A 15,773-nucleotide genomic window follows, 5' to 3' on the forward strand; every position below is an offset into this window, starting at 1 on the left:
ATCGGTCGGCATGACTGCCCCCTCGACCACGTTCCGCAACCCGGTGCTCTCGGGCTTCCATCCCGATCCGAGCATCTGCCGCGTCGGCGACGACTACTACCTGGTCTGTTCGAGCTTCGAGTACTTTCCGGGCGTACCGATCTTCCACAGCCGGGACCTGGTGAACTGGCGGCAGATCGGCAACGTGCTCGACCGCCCCGGCCAGTTGCGGCTCCCGCCGGACACGCACGCCTCGCGCGGCATCTTCGCGCCGACGATCCGGCACCACGACGGCCGGTTCTGGATGATCACCACCGACGTCACCCTCGGCCGGCACCTGCTCGTCACCGCCGTCGATCCGGCCGGACCGTGGTCGGACCCGGTCTACTTCGACCTGCCGCACGTCGACCCGTCGCTGGCGTGGGACGACAACGGTGACTGTTGGTTGACCGTGTCCGGGGTGGAGTCCTATCGCGTCGATCCGCAGACCGGCACCGTCCTGGAAGGGCCGGTGCCGATGTGGTCCGGCACCGGTGGGCAGTACCCGGAGGCCCCGCACCTGTACCGGATCGGCGAATGGTGGTACCTGCTCGTCTCCGAGGGCGGGACCCACACCGGGCACGCGGTCTCCATCGCCCGGTCGCGCAGTATCCGGGGGCCGTTCGAACCGGGGCCGGTGAACCCCTTCCTCACCCACCGCGGCATGAAGCGTACGGTGCAGGCCACCGGCCACGCCGACCTCGTCCAGGCCGGAGACGGCAGCTGGTGGATGGTCCTGCTCGGCATTCGCGCCAAGGGCCAGTGGCCGCCGTACCACGTGCTCGGTCGGGAGACCTTTCTGGTGCCGGTGCGGTGGGTGGACGGTTGGCCGGTGGTCGACCCGGTCGAGGAGGTCATGGCCGCCCCCGCCGGCAGCCCGCCCGCGCTCGCCCCCGCCCCCGGCGCTGGCGGGTACCGCGAGGACTTCGACGGCGGCGAGCTGTCGCCGCGCTGGATCTCCCTGCGTCACCGGCCGAGGACGAGCTGGTCGCTCGCCGAACGGCCGGGATGGCTCACCCTGCACGCCGACGGTACGACCCTCGACCGCGCCGGGGCGACGCTCGTCGCCCATCGGCAACTGCACCACGACTGCCGGGCCGGCGTCCGGGTCGATCCCGGTACCGGGCGGGCCGGGCTGACCCTGCGCCTGGACGAGGCGCACCACTACGACCTGGAGGTCACCGACGGGACCGTACGGGTGATCGGCCGGGTCGGGCCGTTCCGCCAGGTGTTCGGCGAGCGACAGGTGCCAGCCGGGCCGGTCACGCTCACCATCTCCACCAGGACGCACGACCTGCTGCCGCCGACGGCGACCGCCGCCGACCAGGCGGCGGCACCGGGAGCACCCTTCGGCGTACGCCCCTCCGCCTGCGACATGGTCACCTTCGCGGTGGACACCGAGCAGGGCCCTGTGGTGCTTGCCGAACTCGACGGCCGTTATCTGTCCACCGAGGTCGCCGCCGGCTTCACCGGCCGGGTCTTCGGCCTCTACGTCACCGACGGAAGTGCCGCCTTCGACTGGTTCGACTACCAGCCGGCGGCGACCGGCGCGCCGGAGGCGCCGACGACGCCGTGACCGAACGAGGACCGGCCGTGCGGGGCGAACCCCGCACGGCCGGTGTGGCTCGGCTCGGTCAGCCTGCGGTGCAGGACCTGATCTGCGGTCGGGCGCTGGAGTTGCCGTTCATCATCGTGGTGAAGCCGAACGTGTTGCCGCTGCCGTTGGAGCGGACGGTCATGATGTTTCCGCTGCCGTCCCAGCTGAAGCTGCCACTCCAGGTGGAGGAGACCTTCTGCGGCGCGGTGATGGCGACGACCACCGACCAGGTGCTGGCCCCACTGACCGTCACGGAGGTGTTGTAGCGGTCACCCCAGACCTGGCCGGGCGTCACCGTCGCGGTGCACCCACTGCTGGGCGGCGGAGTGGTCGGGTTGCCGGTGGGGGGCGGCGTCGTCGGGTTGCCGGTCGGCGGCGTGGTGCCGTTGTTCAGCGCGGTGAGCACGGCGTCGTACGCCGGCTTCTTCTGGCCGCTGCTGTTGAACAGCAGCGGGCTCTCGCTCGACCGCCACGAGTCCGAGTCGCGGATGCCCCAGACGGTGATGCCCTTGCAGCGCGCGACGGCGAGGCAGTCGTTGACCACGTTGCGGTACGCGTCGGACGGCGCGTTGCGGATGTCCAGCTCGGTGATGTGCACGTCGACGCCGAGGGCGGCGAAGCTGGACAGCGTGGTGCGGTAGTTGCTCGGGTAGTTCGAGCCGCCGGTGAAGTGCGACTGGAGACCGACGCAGTCGATCGGCACGCCACGGTTCTTGAAGTCCTGGACCATCCGGTAGACGGCCTGGGTCTTGGCGTCGTTCCAGTTGTCGATGTTGTAGTCGTTGTAGCACAGGTCGGCGTTCGGGTCGGCCTGGCGGGCGGCGCGGAAGGCTGCCTCGATCCAGTCGTTGCCGGTGCGCTGCAGGTTGGAGTCACGGCGAGCGCCGCTGCTGCCGTCGGCGAACGCCTCGTTCACCACGTCCCACCACTCGATCTGCCCCCGGTAGTGGGTGGCGACCTGGGTCACATGGTTGAGCATGGCGTTGCGCAGCGTGGTGCCGGACATGTTCTGCATCCAGCCGGGCTGCTGCGCGTGCCAGGCCAGAGTGTGGCCCCGGACCAGCATGCCCTGGCTGCGGGCGTGCTGGACCAGCCGATCACCGTTGCCGTAGTTGAACTGCCCCTGGTTCGGCTGGAGCGCGTCGATCTTCATCTCGTTCTCGGCGGTGACCTGGTTGAACTCGCGGTTCAAAATGGTGGTGTATGCCGAGTCGTTGAGCCTGCTCACCGCGACGGCGGTGCCGAAGTACCGGCCGCGCTCGGCCGCCGAGGCGCCGAGGGTGCTCGCGGCGCTGGCGCTGCCGGGCAGGACCACGGCGCCCGCGGTGGCGAGCAGGCCGACGGCGGCGGAGACCACGAGCGCGGTGCGCAGTCGCCTCGACCGTCCGGGTGCTCGGGAAGAGTTGGCCATCTGACGCTCCTTCCGGGTCCGGTGGCCCACTCTGGGGCAGCGTGAATCCGGACGTGTGGGTGCGAAAAGGGTTGACGACACGATCCCGGCCAAAGGGACCGCAGCGGCCTTACTGGGCCGAAGTATTGCAGCGAGATTTCACACACGTCAATGATTTCCGGAAGTTGGCTCGGAAGTTTCGAAGCGTTACTGGACGCGACGGCCCCGCCGTCGCGTCCAGTGGCTCCGCCCGCAGGGCCCGGGACTACCCTGCGGCGCAGGTGGGCGTCAGCCCACCGGCCGTGCCGGTGCCCTGGAAACCGAACTCGGTGGACTGCCCGGCGGCGATCGACCCGTTGTAACTGACGTTGCTGAATGTGACCGCGCCACTGGACCCGCTGCGCTGGGCGTTCCAGGAGTTGGTGACGCTGACGCCGGAGGGCAGCGTCACGGCCACCGTCCAGCCGTTGACCGCAGCGGAGCCCGCGGTGACCCGTACGGTGGCGACGAAGCCGCCCGTCCACTGATTGAGCGACACCGAGGCCGAGCACGCGCCGCCTGCCGGTGGGGTGGTGGGCGGAGTGCTGGGCGGCGGCGTGCTGGGGGGCGTCGTCGGCGGGGTGGTCGGCGGCGTCGTGGGCGGTGCGGTGGTCGGACCGTCGGTGAGCGTCGGGGTCTGCCAGTCCCGCCACTCGGACAGGTTGCCCGCCTTACGGCTGGAGATCCGGAACACGCCCGCCGCGTTGCCCGTCTTGAGCAGGAACTTCTGGATGTTCTGCTGCAACGGGGTACGCCACTCGGAGCGGGAGGCGCAGTGCGTACCGTCCTGGACGTCGGACCAGTAGCTGATGTTGTCGCTCGCGCCGAGCGCCCGGTAGACCTCCGCTCCGGCGAGCGCGGCGACGCTGGAGGACCGGGCCGCCAACCAGTCGATGTGCGGATTGTCCATGATGAGCAGTCCACGCGGCGCCACCATGGCCACCGTCTGGTGGGTGTCGACGGGCAGGTTCGCCGGGTTGCCGGTGTACGAGCCGAAGGCGTCGCCCAACCACGGCTGTTCACCGTACGCGCTGCTCAATGGCTGGGCGCCGGACTCGCCCGGGATGCCACGGAAGATCGGCGAACCGGCGCTGCCCGACTCGATGGGCATGGTCAGGGCGATGCGCTGGTCGAAGGCCCCCGTCACGAAGGCGCCCTTGCCGTATCGGGAGCACCCCGTGACGCCTGTCGCGTCCGCCCGCAGGATGCTGCCGCCCGACTGCTCGATGACGTCGATGATCCGGCTCACGCCCCAGGCCCAGGCGACAAGCAGTCCGCTGCTGCTCGACGAGCCGTAGATGCTGTAGAAGGCGCCCTGCTTGTTGTTGCGGGGGGTGCCCTCCCGACCCACCGCGAGCGGGTCATAGTTGATCACCGCGGCGCCGGCCGACCGGATGGTGGCGGTGTCCGCGCCGAACCCACCCAGCACCACCACGGCCGGATACGGTCCGCTGCCACCGCTGGGCAGTTGCACGCTCGCGGAGAAGCTGGCGGTACGGCCGTTGTGGGCCACGTTCACCGTGATGCTGGTGTTCGAGACCGTACCGCTGACGGTCTGCGGTTTCGCCGGCTTGTCGCCGTAGACGTACCGCTGCGCGAGCTGCTTGGTCGCCGCTCGCTGACAACGCCAGTCGGCCTTGGTCGAGACGCGGCTCCCGTCGAGCTTGCGGAAGGGGTCGGGCAGCCTGGGGTTGGCCGAGGGCGAGCCCGGGTTCGGTGTCGGACAGTCGACGCCCTCGTCCTCCACCGGCGAGACGCTCGCCAGCCCGACGGTGGCCCGGGCCTGACCGGCCCCCGTCACCAGCCATGTCGTGGCGGCGAGCGCGAGTGCCGTCACCGCCAGTACGACGAACGTCGCGCGGGTCCGGGAGCGGCCCAGTTTCGTGATCACGTGAGACCTCTTCCGGGCCGCAGGCGAGGCACGGCCAGCTATATCGAGAGACGTCGATTGCTACCTGTCGTAAGTTTCAGGCCGAGCAATGAGACATGTCAATATGGTTTCGGTGATTATCGACCACGCTCCGCAGCCGATGCCGGTGGAAACGCAACCCACCACCGCCGCCGGGGTCGACGGCCGGCACCAGCGCAGCCGACTGACACCGACGCGCCGGGAGGCCCGGAGGATCGCGCCCGGCCCGACGTGTCGCGCACCCGGGTTCACCGCTGATTCATGCCCGGTACACCTGCGCGTCATCCCATGCTGACCAGCGACATCGACCCGAGTCGGCCAGGCAGCACCGCCGCGAGTGCGCCAAAAGTCCAGGTTGGCACCACATAACCATTGACCTGGTTCGATACAGTGCACTACTATTCCCGGAATAGTTCCCGCAAGTTTACCGAGAGTTTCGGTTGCGTTCGGTCGCCTGGCCGCAGCTCGTGCCGACGAGATGGGACGGTGCCGGGCCGGCGCGACAGCGACCCAGGAGGAAGACACCAGATGTCGCAGCTCATCCTGTTCGCGATCGACATCGGCGCGGTGGTGCTGCTCGTGTTCGGGCTCTACTTCCCGAGGCACCGCCGCCGCGACCTCGTCGTCGCCTATCTGGGCGTCAACGTCGGTGTCCTCGCGGTGGCCAGCGCGCTCAGCGCCAGCGACGTCGGCGCGGGGCTCGGGCTCGGCCTGGCGCTGTTCGGCGTACTGTCGATCATTCGCCTGCGGTCCACGGAGCTCGACCAGCACGAGGTCGCGTACTACTTCTCGGCGCTGGCCCTGGGGATCCTCGGCGCGTTGAGCACCACGTCGGTCTGGCTCAGCGCCGGTCTGATGGGCCTCATCCTCGTGGTGATGTTCGTGGGCGACCACTCCCGGCTGCTCCGCCACTACCGGCACCAGATCATGGTGCTGGACACGGCCGTGACCGACCACGTGACCCTCGTGGCCCAGCTGGAACAACTGCTCGGCGCCCGCGTGCACGTCGCCACCGTGCAGCGGCTCGACCTGGTCAACGAGACCACTGTGGTCGACGTCAGGTACTCGGTGAAGGGCCGCACCGCAAGGGCTGCCGCCACCCCGGCACAGGCGGGAGCCCACCGATGAGCAACCAGCCGATCGCCGCGCCGCTGGCAGCCATGGACACCATCGGGCTGGCTGAACTCATCGAGCGTGCCGCTCTGCAGACCAGGGTCGACCGCAAGTACCTCGTCCCAGTCGACCGGCTGCCATTCCTGCTGGACCAGCTCATCCCGTACGCGCGGGTGCTGGAGATCGACGGTGAGCGCAGCTTCCGCTACGAGTCGGTGTACTTCGACACCGATCTGCTGGCCAGCTACCACTGCGCGGCCTACCGGCGGCGACGCCGCTTCAAGGTGCGGACCCGCACCTATCTCGATTCGGCCCAGTGCTGGCTCGAAGTGAAGATCAGCGGGGCACGGGACAACATCACCAAACACCGGTTGCCCTACGATCCGCGCGACCGCACCACTGTCGGCCCCGGCCAGGACTTCGTCGACGAGGCGCTCCTGCGGGAGGCGATCTGCCCGCCCGCCGGCAGCGCCCTCGACCCGGTGCTGGTCACCACCTACCGACGGGCGACCCTGCTGCTGCCGAATACCGCCAGCCGGGTCACCATCGACACCGGGCTCGCCTGGCAGGCCGGCGACACCTCGCTGCACCTGCCCGACCTCGCCGTGGTCGAGACCAAGACCAGCGCCGCCGCCTCACCGGCCGACCGGATGCTGTGGCAGCGCGGGCTGCGGCCCGCGCGCATCTCCAAGTACGCGACAGGTCTCGCGGCGCTGCGCCCGGAGCTGCCGGATTCGCCCTGGCGTCGGACGCTGCGTCGGCACTTCCGCGTCACCCCGTCGGTGGGCACGGCACCGACCGCCACCACCCACCGACCCGTTCAGGAGGCATCGTGCGTCTGACCGACCGCAGCGCCGGGACACCGGCGGCACCGCTGCGCATCGCGGGGATCGCTGCCGTCGCCGTGCTGGTAGCCGGGGCTCTCGTGCCGTCGCCGGCACCGGCCGGCGCCGAGCCCCTCGCCGACACGTCCGCCAACTCCACCACAGTGACCGACCGGGCCGCCGGTGCCCGCGCGGCGACGGACGCCATCGCGGCCACGGAAGCCGCCGAAGACCTGGTCGGCGACATCGGCTTCTCGGTACCCAGCGGAACCTTCTCCGGCCAGGTGTCGGTGTCGCTGAGCACCACGGTCAGCGGCGCGCAGATCCGGTACACCACAGACGGTCGTCTGCCCGACGCGCAGTCGCCGCTCTACTCCGGCACGGCGCTGCGGTTCACCCGGACGACGCAGTTGAGGGCCCAGGCGTTCGTCGGGCAGGCCGCCTCGGGTGCCCCCGGCACCGCGATGTACGTCGCCCGGAACACCAGCAACGCGCACGACCTGCCGGTCGTCCTGATCGACTCGTACGGTGCCGGCCGCCCCGACCGGGAGTACTTCGACGCCACCACGATGATCTTCGAGCCGGGCGGCGGCAGCACCTCGCTGGCCGCCGCCCCCACGGTGGCCACCCGGGCCGGGTTCCGGCTGCGCGGGCAGTCGTCGGCGATGTTCGACAAGACGCCGTTCCGGCTCGAGTTCTGGGACAACGAGGACGACGACGCCGACTACCCGGTGCTCGGCATGCCGGCCGACTCCGACTGGGTGCTGCGCGGGCCGTTCAGCGACAAGGCCCTGATCCGGGAGGCGTTCGTCTACGACCTCGGGCGGCAGATGGGCCTGCCGGCACCCCGGTACGCCTTCGCGGAGTTCTACCTGAACACCGACGCCGGCCCGGTCGGGGCCGACGACTACATGGGCGTCTACATGATCGTCGAGACGATCAAGAACTCCAAGAACCGTCTCGACCTCAAGCAGCTCCGCGAGGATGACCGGACCCTGCCCAGGATCACCGGCGGATACATCTGGAAGTTCGAGTGGATGGCCGCCGAGGAGCCGACCCTGCCCTGCACCGGTCCGGCGGCGAGTTGCTGGAACTACCTTGAGGTCGCCGATCCGTCGCCGCTGCAACCCGAGCAGCGCGACTGGTTGCGCAACCACATCCAGGAATTCCACAACGTGCTCCGGGCACCGAACTTCGCCGACCCGGTCAGCGGCTACCGTGCGTACATCGACGTGGGGTCCTTCATCGACCAGCTCATCATCAACGAACTGAGCCGGGAGATGGACTCCTACATCCGCAGCGCGTACTTCTACAAGGACCGCGACACCAAGATCTTCGCCGGGCCGCTCTGGGACTACGATCTCAGCTTCGGGGTGGGCGGCTACTTCCAGAACGACCAGACCTCCGGCTGGCAGTACCAGCAGGTCCGCCAACCGGTGGCAAACGACTGGTACACGCAGTTGATGCGCGACCCGGCCTTCGTCAACGAGGTGCGGCTGCGCTGGCAGACACTGCGCCGGGGCCCACTCTCCGACGCGTCGTTGCAGTCCCGCGTCAACGACCTCAGCGCACCCCTGACGGCCGCCGCGCAGCGCAACTTCCAGCGCTGGCCCAATCTGAGCACCCGCATGGTCGGCCCGTTCATCACGCCCACCTCGCCGACCTGGCAGGGGCAGGTCCAGTTCATGCGGGACTGGATGCTGCGCCGGGCGGCCTGGCTCGACTCGACCGCCGGCTGGGGTGGGTCGACCACGCCGCCACCGACCACCCCGCCGCCTTCCACGCCGCCACCGACCACCCCGCCGCCTTCCACGCCGCCACCGACCACCCCGCCACCGACCACCCCTCCGCCACCGACCACCCCACCGCCCGGGGGAGGCGGCTGCACCGCGACCTACACGGTGACCAACAGTTGGTCCGGCGGCTTCCAGGGCGAGGTGCGGGTCACCGCCGGCGGATCGCCGATCAGCGGCTGGACCGTGACCTGGACCAACCCGGCCGGACAGACGGTCACCCAGGCATGGAACGCGACGGTCACCAGCCAGGGATCGACGGTGACCGCCCGCAACGTCAGTTACAACGGCAACCTCACCGCGGGCGCCAGCACCACGTTCGGCTTCCTCGGCGCCACCACCGGCACGCCCGGCACACCGACACCCACCTGCACGGCGAACTGACCGAAGCGACCTCTCCGGCACCGGTCCGTCCCGACGGACCGGTGCCGGCCGTCCGGTTGACGAGTCAACGGTTCCGAGGGTTCCGGGACAGCCGGCGGCGGCGGGTTCCGCTAGTCTCCCCTATTATTGTGTCGATCGATACAGAATAGGGGCGGTCATGACCGAACTTGCCGGCAGGGTCGCGTTGGTCACCGGGGGCAGCCGCGGCATCGGTGCGGCGGTGGCCGCCCGGCTCGCCCGTGACGGTGCGGACGTGGCCATCACGTACCGCGCAGCGGCCGACCGGGCGCAGGCGGTGGTCGCCGAGGTGGAGACGCTGGGCCGCCGGGGACTGGCGATCGCGGCGGACAGCGCCGACCCCACCGCGATCACCGCCGCGGTACGTCGGACCGCCGAGGAGCTTGGCCGGTTGGACATCCTGGTGAACAACGCCGGCTTCTTCCCGTACGGACCGATCGAGCAGGTCGGTCTGGCGGAACTGGACCACGCTCTCGCGGTGCACGTACGCGGGGTCTTCCTCGCCAGCCAGGCCGCGATCCGCCACCTGGGGCCGGGCGGCCGGATCATCAGCATCGGCAGTTGCTTCGCCGAGCGGGTGCCGTACGCAGGGGTCAGTCTCTACGCGATGACCAAGAGCGCGTTGCTCGGCCTGACCCGTGGGCTGGCCCGTGACCTCGGCCCCCGTGGGATCACCGCGACAGTTGTGCATCCCGGCTCGACGGACACCGAGATGAACCCGGCCGACGGCGAGGGCGCCGACCACGAGCGCACCTTCATCGCCCTCGGGCAGTACGCGGCCGCCGCCGACGTCGCGGCGACAGTCAGCCACCTCGCCGGTCCCGGCGGCCGTTACATCACCGGCACCGCCATCGCCGTCGACGGTGGCTTCGCCGCCTGAGGAGCGTACGCATGGCATGGTTCGCGCTCGTCGTGGCCGGACTGCTCGAAGTCGTCTGGGCCACCGCGCTGAAACACACCCACGGATTCACCAGGTTCTGGCCCTCGGTGCTGGCGGTCACCACCGCCGCGCTCAGTTTCTTCATGCTGGCCTGGGCGATGAAGAGCCTGCCGGCCGGTGCCGCGTACGCGGTCTGGGTCGGCATCGGCGCGGTCGGCGTGGTGATCGCCGGGATCGTCACCATGCAGGAGAATGCCGATCCGACGCGGCTGTTCTTCCTGGCTCTGATCGTGGTCGGGATCATCGGGCTGCGTCTGGTGGAACACTGACCGCTGACCTGCGGGGAGGGAGACGGCACACGATGGCCACCCGAGGTCGGCCCCGCACGTTCGACCGTCAGGTCGCGTTGCGGCGAGCGATGGAGGTCTTCTGGCGTCGCGGCTATCAGGGCGCCTCGATGGCTGAGCTGACCGCCGCCATGGGGATCGCCTCGCCCAGCCTCTACGCCGCTTTCGGCAGCAAGGAAGCGCTGTTCCGGGAGGCCGTCGAGCTCTACAACAGCACCGAGGGCGCCGGTCCCCGGGCGGCCCTCGACGGTGGAGACACCGCCCGCGCGGCGATCGAGGCGATGCTGCGTCATCAGGCGTACGCCTATGTGGATCCGGCGAATCCGAGCGGATGCCTCGTCGTCCTCGCCGGTGCCGGCACCGTGCCGGAGTCCGACGCGGTCGGCCAGTTCCTCACCAGCTGCCGCGAGCGGGACATCGCCGAGCTACGACGACGGATCAGCCGGGGGTGGACGAGGGTGATCTGCCCGCGTCGGTGGTGCCTGACGCACTCGCCCGGTTCGTCGGCGCGGTCGTCCAGGGCATGGCGGTGCAGGCCCGCGACGGTGCCGCCGCCGAGGATCTCCTCGGCATCGTCGACTGCGCCATGGCGGCCTGGGACGGCCTGACCCGGGACGGCGCTGCGACGACCTGACGCCGTCCCCGACGGTCGAGGCCCTCCCCCGGGTCGACATCCTGGTCAACAACCTCGGCATCTTCGGCGCCCAGCCCGGCAGTTCGTCCGCTCGCTCGTCGGCGACGACCTGCCCTGGGACGCGGCGCAGCGGGAGTTCATGCTCCGGCACCGGCCGCAGTCGCTGCTGCAACGTCTCATCGAACCGGCCGAGATCGCGAATCTGGTCGTCTACCTGGCCTCGCCGCTGGCCTCGGCGACCACCGGTGCGGCGGTGCGGGTGGACGGCGGTTACGTCGACGCCATCCTGCCCTGACCCACGGCCGCTCCTTCCGTCACACTCCGCCGAGCCGGTGCTCGCGCCACCGGAGGCGTCCGGCACGATCGGCTGCATGGTGTTCCACGCGCTCGCGTACACCGCGACACCCCACGACCGGGCCGGGAGCCTGCGCGCCGACCCGGCCCGGGTGGCCGACCTGCTCGACCGCGACGGCAGCCAGGTGCTGCCGATGTGGCGCGACCGGCCGCTGCTCACGGCCGACGACAGGCCGGTGCAGCTCACCGGTCCAGCCGCCCGCACCGTGGTAGCGGCGGCCGGTCAGACCGCCCTGCTCGGCCTCGACGGCGCCAGGGCGAGCTTCGCCGCCGATCTCAGCGACGTCGAGGAGACCGAGGCGCTGCGTCTGGCTACCGCGCACCGCAGCGCCGACCTGCGCGGACTGGCCACCACCCTGCCCGAGCCACTCGCCGCGACCCTGGCGTACGCGCGCGGCCTGCTCTACTGGAACCGACACGCCAGGTACTGCGGCACCTGCGGCGCGACCACGGTCAGTGCCGACGCCGGTCACCTGCGGGTCTGTCAGGGCCCCCACTGCGGTAGGCAGTTGTTTCCCCGGATCGAACCCGCAGTCATCGTGCTCGTGGAGGCCCCCGACCCGCAGCCCCGCTGCCTGCTCGCCCGCCATCACGGTGCGGGCCCGGACGGCTTCTCGCTGCTTGCCGGTTTCGTCGAGATCGGCGAGAGCCTGGAGGGCACCGTCCGCCGCGAGGTCGGCGAGGAGGCCGGCGTGACCGTCGGTACGGTCACCTACCAGGGCTCCCAGGGATGGCCGTTTCCCGCCGGCCTCATGGTCGGTTTCGTCGCCCGAGCGGTCGACGAGACGATCGCCGTGGACGGGCGCGAACTGCTGGAAGCCCGGTGGTTCACCCGGGCCGAGATCGTCGAACGCATCCTCGGCGGTCCCGGTGCCGGACCTGTCGACTCGATCGGCGGTCGGCTGCTGCGCTCCTGGGCCGGCCTCGACCGCCCGCCGCCCCGGCACGCCGAGGTCTGAACGCCAGCCAGCACGGTGCCCGCGAATGGCGTTCGGCGAGGCCAGCAGGTTAGCCTGCCCTAACTCATCAGACGTGAGGCGGGGGCATGACAGACACCACGGGGCGACTGATCCGCCGGATGTTCTGGCGGCAGCGGCGCGACACCGCCCTGTGCGCCACGTTCTGGTCGCTGCACCAGGTGTGTGAGGCCCTCGTCCCGGTGGCCATCGGTCTGGTCATCGACCAGGCCGTCGGGACCGGGTCGAACTCGGCGATGGCCTGGTCCGTGCTGGGCATCTTCGCGCTGTTCACCGCCCTCACCATGGGCTGGCGGTCGGGCTTCTGGTTCCTCTCCAGGGCGGTCACCGAGGAGTCCCACCAGTTGCGGATGCGGGTGGTCCGGCGCGTGGTGGGTGGTCAGGGAATCCGGACCGGTCGGCAGAGCGGGGAACTGCTCTCGATCGCGACCTCCGACACCCAGTCCGCCGCCGAGCTGCTCGAACTGGGCACCCGGGGGGTGAGCGCCTTCGTCGGCCTGACGGTGTCGACGGTCGTGCTGCTGCGGATCGACTGGTCGCTCGGGCTCGGGCTGGTGGTGGGCGTACCGATCCTGGTGCTCGGGCTCAACGCGCTCGGCCCGATCGTGGGCCGGCGCACATCCGCGCAGCAGCAGGCGGTCGGCCGGGCCGCCGCCACGGCGTCGGACCTGCTGCGCGGGCTGCGACCACTGCGCGGTTTCGGTGGCGTCGACGAGGCCGTCGGTCGTTACCGCACCGCCAGCCGTACGTCGCTGCGGGCCGGCATCGGCACGGTCAAGGCCGGTGCCACGTTCATCGGCGCGTCCACCTTCACCACGGGCCTGCTGATCACCGTGGTGGCCGCCCTGGCGGGCTGGTACGCCCTGGATGGTCGGATCACGATCGGACAGCTCATCACCATCGTCGGGTTGGCGACGTTCCTCACCGATCCGGTGCTCAATCTCGCCGACTGCGTCTTCCGGCTGGCGACGGCACGGGCCAGCGCGGCCCGGGTGGCCGAGGTGCTCGCCGCCCCGGAGCGGGTACCGTCCGGGACGCGTACCGCCCGGCCGGGGCCGCTGGCCCTGGACACGGTGCACGCGCCCGGCCTGGACGGCGTCGACCTCACCGTGGAACCCGGTGAACTGCTCGGCATCGTCACCGCGGAGACCGGCACCGCCGACAGCGTCACCGAGCTGCTCGCCGGCGCCCGGGCCCCGGACCGGGGCGAGGTGCGGCTGGCCGACACGCCGATGCCGGACCTGGACCTCGGCTCGTTGCGTCGAACCGTGCTTGTCGAACCGCACGGGGTCGACCTGTTCGGCAGCACCCTGCGCGAGGTGCTCCAGACCGGCGACGACCGGGACGACGCGGCCCTGCGCGCCGCGATGGCCTCGGCCTCCGTCGGTGACCTGCTCGCCGACCACACCGGGTTCGACCGCGAACTCGTCGATCACGGTCTGAACCTCTCCGGCGGCCAACGGCAGCGGCTCGCCCTGTCCCGCGCGCTGCTGGCCGACCGGCCGGTCACCGTCTTCCGCGACCCGACCACGGCTATCGACGCGGTCACCGAGCACGGCATCGCCGACGGTATCCGCGCCCACCGGAGCGGCGGCGGCCGGGCGACAGTGCTTGTCACCACCAGCGCGCCGCTGCTCGACCGGTGCGACCGGGTCGTCTTCCTCCGCGCCGGCAAGGTGGCTGCCGTCGGGCGGCACCGGGACCTGCTCGCCGACTCTGCGTACGCCGAGGTGGTGCTGCGGTGAACCCCAGCGCCTCGATCCTGCCGGTCGCGACCGGTCGGGTGACCCTCGCGGCCTTCTGGCGTGCCCTGCGGCACTACCCGCCGCTCGCCTGGACCTCGGTGGCGGCGGCCACCGCGGCGAGCGTCGCGGCCGTCGTCGTGCCGATCCTGCTCGGCCGGCTCGTCGACCTGGTGGCCGGCGGTGGCACCGTCGGAGCGCTGCTGCTGACCGCCGCGTTCATCCTCGGCGCCGGCCTGGCCGCCGCGGTCCTCACCGGCGCGGCCAACTGGCTGGTCACCGAGTGGGGCATGCGGGCCTGCGCCGATCTCCGCGAGGAGGTGCTCGACCGGGCGCTGCGGATGGACGCGGCCCGGCTGGAGAGTGCCGGCTCCGGCGACGTGGCCTCCCGGGTCACCGAGGACGTGGAGCGGGTGACCGACTCGGTACGCCTGGCCGCCGGCATCTTCACCGCGCTGGTCACCGTGGTCATCACCTTCGCCGGTTTCGCGACCCTGGACTGGCGGATCGCCGCCGCGTTCCTTGTCGTCTTCCCGGTCTACGTCGTGAGCCTGCGTCGTTTCGTGCCGCAGGCGAAACGCCTGTACGCCGCCGAGCGGGAAGCCGCGGCGGTGCGTACGCAGAGCCTGCTGACCACCTTCACCGGTGCCCGGACGGTGCACGCGTACGGCATGCAGGACCGCCAGAGCCGACGGGTCGAGCAGGCCTCCCGGCACGCCGTCGTGGCGCGGCTGCGCGCGGTTCGCGGCTTCCTCTGGTTCGCCAACACGATGAACTACGCCGAGGCGCTCGGGCTGACCGCCGTGCTGCTCACCGGCTTCCTGCTGGTACGCGCCGGCGACAGCACGGTGGGTGACGTCACCGCCGCGGCGCTGCTCTTCCATCGGCTCTTCGGCCCGCTCGGCCTGTTGCTGATGTCGTTCAACGACATCCAGTCGGCCGGCGCGGCGCTCGCGCGGCTCGTCGGCGTCTCCGGGCTCGACGCCCCCGCGGCTCGGCCGGCCGAGCCCGTCGCCGGGTGGCTGCCGACCGGCGTCACGGCCAAGTCCGTGTGGCACCGCTACCCCGGCGGCCCGGCCGTCGTGCAGGACGTCTCGATCGAGATCGCCCCGGGTGAGTCGTTGGCGATCGTCGGCGAGAGCGGAGCCGGCAAGACCACCCTCGCGGCCATCCTCGGTGGCGTCTTCCCCGCCGCGGAGGGCAAGGTGTGGCTGGCCGACCGTCCGATCGGCGAGCTGCGCCCGGCCGAGCTGCGTCGCACCGTAGGCGTCGTCACCCAGGAGGTCCACGTCTTCGCCGGCACCCTCGCCGACGACCTGCGGCTGGCCGTGCCGGACGCCTCCGACGAGGATCTGCACGCCGCGTTGCGACTGGTCGGAGCCGACGGCTGGGCCACCGCCCTACCCGACGGGCTGTCGACCCGGGTCGGCGACGGCGAACACCCGCTCACGGCCGGTCAGGCGCAACAGGTGGCGCTGGCCCGGATCGCTCTGCTGGACCCACCGGTCGTCGTGCTCGACGAGGCCAGCGCCGAGGCCGGCAGCGCCGGCGCCCGGCAGCTCGAACAGGCCACCGCCGCCCTGATCCGGGGCCGCACGGCAGTCGTGGTCGCGCACCGGCTCAGCCAGGCGCACACCTGCGACCGGATCGCCGTGATGGCGCACGGCCGGATCGTCGAACTCGGCGCCCCGGACGAGCTGGTTGCGGCCGGCGGCCGGTACGCCGAACTCTGGTCGGCCTGGCGGCGCTGACGA

The 15,773-nt window shown here is 71.1% G+C and carries 13 protein-coding genes; 11 read left to right on the top strand and 2 right to left on the bottom strand.

Going from position 1 to position 15,773, the window contains the following annotated elements; all coding sequences use genetic code 11:
• The first annotated feature begins 10 nt into the window (after window positions 1-10).
• Window positions 11-1,594, top strand: a complete 1,584-nt coding sequence (locus CLT74_RS08555) for a glycoside hydrolase family 43 protein (protein ID WP_099846065.1) — start codon at window positions 11-13, stop codon at window positions 1,592-1,594.
• Window positions 1,595-1,652: 58 nt separating this feature from the next.
• Here CLT74_RS08555 and CLT74_RS08560 read toward each other — a convergent pair whose 3' ends face one another.
• Together CLT74_RS08560 and CLT74_RS31205 are read right to left on the bottom strand one after the other, a co-directional pair.
• Window positions 1,653-3,026, bottom strand: coding sequence for an endo-1,4-beta-xylanase (locus CLT74_RS08560; protein WP_099851593.1), 1,374 nt, complete (start codon window positions 3,024-3,026; stop codon window positions 1,653-1,655).
• 244 nt (window positions 3,027-3,270) lie between these two features.
• On the bottom strand, window positions 3,271-4,935 hold the full coding sequence (locus tag CLT74_RS31205) for a glucuronyl esterase domain-containing protein (RefSeq protein ID WP_486582161.1): 1,665 nt from the start codon (window positions 4,933-4,935) through the stop codon (window positions 3,271-3,273).
• A 546-nt stretch (window positions 4,936-5,481) separates the two neighbouring features.
• Between CLT74_RS31205 and CLT74_RS08570 the strand changes: the two genes are divergently transcribed.
• From CLT74_RS08570 to CLT74_RS08615, 10 genes are all read left to right on the top strand, one after another.
• Entirely contained in the window at window positions 5,482-6,081 is a 600-nt protein-coding gene (locus CLT74_RS08570) for a DUF4956 domain-containing protein (RefSeq protein WP_099846066.1), read from the top strand.
• Window positions 6,078-6,908: a polyphosphate polymerase domain-containing protein gene (locus CLT74_RS08575; RefSeq protein WP_099846067.1), complete on the top strand. Its 831-nt coding sequence runs from the start codon at window positions 6,078-6,080 to the stop codon at window positions 6,906-6,908. The genes CLT74_RS08570 and CLT74_RS08575 overlap by 4 nt, the downstream gene beginning before the upstream one ends.
• Complete coding sequence (locus CLT74_RS08580; protein ID WP_486582162.1) at window positions 6,899-9,067, top strand: CotH kinase family protein; 2,169 nt, start codon at window positions 6,899-6,901, stop codon at window positions 9,065-9,067. Before CLT74_RS08575 ends, CLT74_RS08580 begins: the two co-directional genes overlap by 10 nt.
• A 157-nt stretch (window positions 9,068-9,224) precedes the next feature.
• A complete protein-coding gene (locus CLT74_RS08585; protein WP_099846068.1) occupies window positions 9,225-9,965 on the top strand; it encodes an SDR family oxidoreductase in 741 nt (246 codons plus the stop codon).
• Between the two features lie 11 nt (window positions 9,966-9,976).
• A complete protein-coding gene (sugE, locus tag CLT74_RS08590) occupies window positions 9,977-10,294 on the top strand; it encodes a quaternary ammonium compound efflux SMR transporter SugE (RefSeq protein WP_099846069.1) in 318 nt (105 codons plus the stop codon).
• A gap of 32 nt (window positions 10,295-10,326) precedes the next feature.
• A complete protein-coding gene (locus CLT74_RS08595; protein ID WP_486582163.1) occupies window positions 10,327-10,920 on the top strand; it encodes a TetR/AcrR family transcriptional regulator in 594 nt (197 codons plus the stop codon).
• 165 nt (window positions 10,921-11,085) lie between these two features.
• Window positions 11,086-11,241, top strand: a complete 156-nt coding sequence (locus tag CLT74_RS08600) for an SDR family oxidoreductase (protein WP_486582164.1) — start codon at window positions 11,086-11,088, stop codon at window positions 11,239-11,241.
• Window positions 11,242-11,317: 76 nt separating this feature from the next.
• Window positions 11,318-12,259, top strand: a complete 942-nt coding sequence (gene nudC / locus CLT74_RS08605) for an NAD(+) diphosphatase (protein WP_099851602.1) — start codon at window positions 11,318-11,320, stop codon at window positions 12,257-12,259.
• A gap of 86 nt (window positions 12,260-12,345) precedes the next feature.
• Window positions 12,346-14,022 carry an ABC transporter ATP-binding protein gene (locus CLT74_RS08610; protein WP_099846070.1) on the top strand — a complete coding sequence of 559 codons (1,677 nt, stop codon included), beginning with the start codon at window positions 12,346-12,348 and terminating at the stop codon, window positions 14,020-14,022.
• The gene (locus tag CLT74_RS08615) at window positions 14,019-15,770 is read left to right on the top strand and encodes an ABC transporter ATP-binding protein (protein WP_099846071.1); all 1,752 of its coding nucleotides are present in this window, start codon (window positions 14,019-14,021) and stop codon (window positions 15,768-15,770) included. Before CLT74_RS08610 ends, CLT74_RS08615 begins: the two co-directional genes overlap by 4 nt.
• The last annotated feature ends 3 nt before the right edge of the window (window positions 15,771-15,773 follow it).

The organism is Verrucosispora sp. CNZ293, assembly GCF_002754655.1.